This is a genomic window from Halomonas sp. 707B3 (assembly GCF_024158645.1).
In the GTDB taxonomy this organism is placed as follows: domain Bacteria; phylum Pseudomonadota; class Gammaproteobacteria; order Pseudomonadales; family Halomonadaceae; genus Vreelandella; species Vreelandella lionensis.
The window spans coordinates 1-1258 of sequence record NZ_JAMZBE010000301.1; the positions used below are offsets into that span (position 1 = coordinate 1).

The 1258-nt window shown below is 48.0% G+C and carries 1 protein-coding gene; it reads left to right on the forward strand.

What is annotated here, in order from left to right:
* Positions 1 to 48: 48 nt before the first annotated feature.
* Positions 49 to 1226, forward strand: a protein-coding gene (locus BIS10_RS18775; protein WP_253507814.1) for an IS3 family transposase whose coding sequence is annotated in 2 segments (ribosomal slippage) — positions 49 to 340 and positions 340 to 1226 — 1179 coding nt in all. Because the reading frame shifts where the segments join, the coding sequence is not laid out codon by codon here.
* Positions 1227 to 1258: the final 32 nt, after the last annotated feature.

A 1258-nucleotide genomic window follows, 5' to 3' on the forward strand; every position in this document is an offset into this window, starting at 1 on the left:
CTGGATTGCCCCTAAAAAAGTAGACACCTTTTTTCGAGAGAAGGTGTTATGAAATACAAATGTAGCCCCAGGTATTCAGATGCGTTTAAACGTGACGCCGTGCAAGCGTCACTTTCTTCGCCGCAGACACAGACAACGCTTGCTGCCAAACTATGTATACATCCGAATACATTAAGTCGTTGGCGCAAGGAGTTGACCATGGATCACACATCGTCTGACAAGAAAATTGCCAATGTTGGCCCTGAAAAAAGCGTTCAAGAACTTGAAAATGAAATCAAGAAGCTGAAAAAGCAGCTAAAAAGATCACAGATGGAGACTGAGATCTTAAAAAAGGCGGACGAGTACTTTATCAAGCACGGCAAATAAAATTTGCTTTTATTGAGGCTCATCGCCAATGTCGGTGGCCGCTCTCAATCACTTGTGAAGTACTCGGTGTCTCTCGATCAGGTTACTACCGATGGAAAGACCGCCAACGACAACCTGGAAAAATGCAAAAGCGTCATCAGAGCATCACGTTGTTTTTGCTAGAGCGTGCCAAGAAAATGAACAGTGTGCCTGGTTATCGGAAGCTATGGATGGAAGCGCAAGATGAAGGGTACCGCTGCGGAAAGAATCAGGTTCAGCGCCTTCTTCAAGAAGCAGGCTATCGCTCCTGTACCGCCTTAAAACCTGGGTATCGACGCGCCGAGTCGACGCTCCCCGTTTTGCCTAACCTATTGAATCGACGATTTTCAATAGGCGAGCGAAACAAGGTTTGGGTCTCGGACATTACACAGATTCGCTGCCGGGAAGGATGGCTCTACCTAGCGGTTGTTATGGATCTAGGGACTCGACAAATCGTTGGTTATGCACAAGGAGCCGTCAATAGCTCACGGCTGGTGTTAAACGCGCTGGAGTCAGCTTGGAAGCATCATCAGCCGGCGGGAAGGGAGTTGCTCTTTCATTCTGATCAAGGCACACAGTATCGCAGCGAGGAGGTAATGATGTGGCTGAACGACCGTGAGGTCACAATCAGCATGTCTCGCCGAGGAAATTGCTGGGATAATGCCTGTGCAGAAAGCTTTTTTGCCATGCTCAAAAAGGAATGGACAAAGCCGTTAGGCACGATAGAACGAAGCGATATGGGTGACCAGGTTCGTTACTATATTGAGGAGTTCTACCCTAAGATGAGAAGGCACATGACGCTAGGAGGTCTTACTCCCAGCGTCTATGCGGCGAACAGTTAACCCCAAGTGTCTACAAAAATGGGGCCATACCA